Origin of the sequence: Sulfurimonas sp. (assembly GCF_032250635.1) — a bacterium.
GTDB lineage: Bacteria > Campylobacterota > Campylobacteria > Campylobacterales > Sulfurimonadaceae > Sulfurimonas.
In genome coordinates, this window is the sequence record NZ_JAVVFL010000235.1 from 1 (window position 1) to 2,926 (window position 2,926).

4 protein-coding genes are annotated in these 2,926 nt (G+C 41.2%); 3 read left to right on the plus strand and 1 reads right to left on the minus strand.

Going from position 1 to position 2,926, the window contains the following annotated elements; all coding sequences use genetic code 11:
- A partial coding sequence (locus RQ763_RS11155; RefSeq protein WP_314153049.1) for a helix-turn-helix domain-containing protein occupies nt 1–324 on the minus strand: 324 nt, incomplete at its 3' end.
- 93 nt (nt 325–417) lie between these two features.
- On the opposite strand from RQ763_RS11155, the gene RQ763_RS11160 reads away from it, so the two are divergent.
- The 3 genes from RQ763_RS11160 to RQ763_RS11170 form a co-directional block, all read left to right on the plus strand.
- Complete coding sequence (locus tag RQ763_RS11160; RefSeq protein ID WP_314153050.1) at nt 418–1,647, plus strand: TolC family protein; 1,230 nt, start codon at nt 418–420, stop codon at nt 1,645–1,647.
- Nucleotides 1,648–2,748 carry an efflux RND transporter periplasmic adaptor subunit gene (locus tag RQ763_RS11165; protein WP_314153051.1) on the plus strand — a complete coding sequence of 367 codons (1,101 nt, stop codon included), beginning with the start codon at nt 1,648–1,650 and terminating at the stop codon, nt 2,746–2,748.
- Nucleotide 2,749: 1 nt separating this feature from the next.
- A partial coding sequence (locus RQ763_RS11170) for an efflux RND transporter permease subunit (protein ID WP_314153053.1) occupies nt 2,750–2,926 on the plus strand: 177 nt, incomplete at its 3' end.

A 2,926-nucleotide genomic window follows, 5' to 3' on the forward strand; every position in this document is an offset into this window, starting at 1 on the left:
GTTTTTGTCCTCTTCTCTATATACAAGACCTCTCTCTTGAAGCCTCTTTAAGACCTTTGTCATGCCGCCGGATGAGAAGATAGTCAGGTCATAAAGCTGTGTCGGAGAGAGCACTTTTCCGTGTGTAAAGAGTGAGGCTAAAACATCAACCTCGGAGTTTAAGAGGTCAAACTTCTCTTTTAAAAAACTCTCGGCATGTGTAAAGATTGTCTTTTGGATGACTGCTATTGGAAAAGTCATTAAAAAAACCTCGGAAAGCTCCCCTTCGCTTACTTTGTCATAAAAATTTGTTATAAGGTCTGTGTGTACTCTATTTTTTTTCATAGCGTTATTATAGCCAAAAATATATCTTTCTGGCAAGACATATTTAAGAGTTAGTGTGATATTATTTCGTAAACATAGAACAAAGGAGAATAGGTGAAATTTTTATTTCCTGTGCTCTTCATCCCGATTTTTCTATACTCATATACGCTTGATGAGCTTATAGAGTTATCGCATAAAAACAGGGTTGTTGAGTCTGCTACGCATTCACTTAGCGCAAAAGAGAAAGCTTATGAGAGCTCCAAGAGTTCGTACCTGCCGACATTAGAGCTTGGCGCAACATACCAAAACGTTTATGAGGAGACTGCCGCATTGGCGGAAAATTCACTAAGAGTCCAAGCTAGTTTTAAGTACACGCTTTATGACGGCGGTAAAAAAGGGAGTCTTTACAACCAGCTAGAATCAAGCATAGATGCTAGCAAACAAAATGTAGAGGCTACTAAAAACAACATCTCTCTTGATGTAGCAAGGCTCTACTTTGGGTACCTCTCGCTAGAATCCGACAAAGAGGCTACAAGCCAAGAGATTGAGCAGTTAAAAGCTGAGTTCAAACGGCTTGATCTCTTTTATAAGTCAGGCTCTGCAACAAAAGATGAGGTTGACAAGATTGACTCTAGGCTTAAAAACTCGGTAGTTATGTTAAATGAGATAGAGTTGGAATCGCAGAGAATTTTGTATACGCTTGAGTACTACACTACACAAAAAATCCAAAAGATAGACGAAGGTTCCGTAGTTGCGCTAAATGAGCAGGAGAAGACGCTGAGAGCTGACATTGAAGCGCTTGAGTATGATGCGCTCTCTGTGCTGCATGAGGCTAAGACAAAAAAGAGTGAAAATCTTCCCAAGATCTATTTTGACAATACGCTGAGTTACAGCGAGTACTATTTTGACGACAAGAGCCTAGAGAGCGATTTTTTGGTCGATACTCAAAATATAGCCATGCTCAATCTCACCTGGAATGTCTTTGATTTTGGCGCACGCACAAAGGCTTATGAGTCGAAATTTCAAGAGTATTTGAGTAAAAAATCTACTCTGGAGCATGAGAAACATAGAGCCGATGTGGAGTATAGATTTGCAAAAAAGGCACTAGAGATTGCAAGACTGAAAGTTGATGCAACCAAAGCGACACTTGACGCCGCCTCTTCAACCTATGAGCTTGTAAAGTTTAAGTACCAAAACGGAACAATCGACAATGTGGCGTATCTTGAGTCTATGAGCGAGAAGTATGATGCCGCTAGAGGTTACAAAAGAGCGTTATTGGATTTAGAAGTTAAAAAAGCAGAGCTGATTTACTACAGCGGAAAAGATATTAAGGAGTTTTTATAGATGAAAAGTTTAGCATTATCGCTTGTAGTGGTCTCACTGCTGTTTGTAGGGTGTAGTGATGAAAAAGGTGGTGCTTCAAGCCAGCCGAAAACGGCGCAAATGCCTCCGTTGCCGGTAAAGGCTCAAGTTGTAAAGTTTGAGAGAGTTGATTTTACAAAGAGCTACTCCGCTATTTTAAAACCCTTTGAAGAGGTTTTTGTCTTTGCAAGAGTAAGCGGAGTTTTAGAAAAAGAGAATTTTACAGAGGGTTCAGCTGTAAAAAAGGGCGATGTTTTGTACGAGATACAAAAAGGGGAGTACAGAGCGGCGCTTGATGAAGCAAAAGCGGCTCTCTCAAAGGCAGAGGCAAACTTTAGCAAAGCTTCAAAAGATTGGAGCAGGGCAGAGTACCTTTTCAAAAACAGTGCAATAAGCGAGCAGCAAAGAGATGCTCTTTTATATGCTTACGATGATACAAATGCAGAGGTGAAAAAAGCCAAAGCGTTGGTTGCAAAAGCGGAGTTGAACTACAGTTATACAACTATAAAAGCTCCTATTAGCGGGGTTGTGGGTATGAGTAGCAGCGATGAGGGCAATTTTATAGATGCAGATTTGCAAAATTCAAATCTTACGACTATTACGGCACTGAGTAGAGTTTATGCGGAGTTCTCTCTTCCAAGCAGCGACGTTGTGAAGTACGCCGCACAGATCAAAACAGGCGCAGAGGTTACGTTGAAGGTCGGTGCAAAAAGTTTCAGCGGCATAGTGGATTATATGGCTCCAAAGATCGATACGCAAACAGAAACGCTACTTCTAAGAGCAACATTTAAAAACCCAGACAGAGAGCTTATGGTAGGCTCTTACGTTGAGGTAAATTTAGGCGGTTTTAGTTATGAGAGCGTCGCAAAAATCCCGCAAAAAGCACTGATTAAAACTCCCGATGCAACCGTTGTTTATGTTGTAGAAAACGGAGCTGTAGTTATGCGCCCTGTGAATGTGCTTCATGTAGAAGAGGGTGTAGCGATGATTGAGGGCGGGGTAAAAGAGGGCGATATGGTAGTTTCAAGCAATATCGCAAAACTTAGACCAAATAGCAAAGTAACCATTATGGAAGGCAAGTAAGATGTTTTCTGCCTTTTTTATAAAAAGACCAATTTTTGCATCAGTTATCGCGATTATTATCGTGCTTGCAGGTGTCATCTCTATGCGCGCACTCCCTATTAGCGAGTATCCAAGAGTTATCCCTCCGCAAATCGTAGTTTCGGCTTTTTACCAAGGTGCGAGTGCGGAGACAATCTCC

Coding starts and splice junctions, on each gene's coding strand:
- RQ763_RS11165 (WP_314153051.1), top strand. CDS start 1,648: ATGAAAAGTTTAGCATTATCGCTTGTAGTGGTCTCACTGCTGTTTGTA.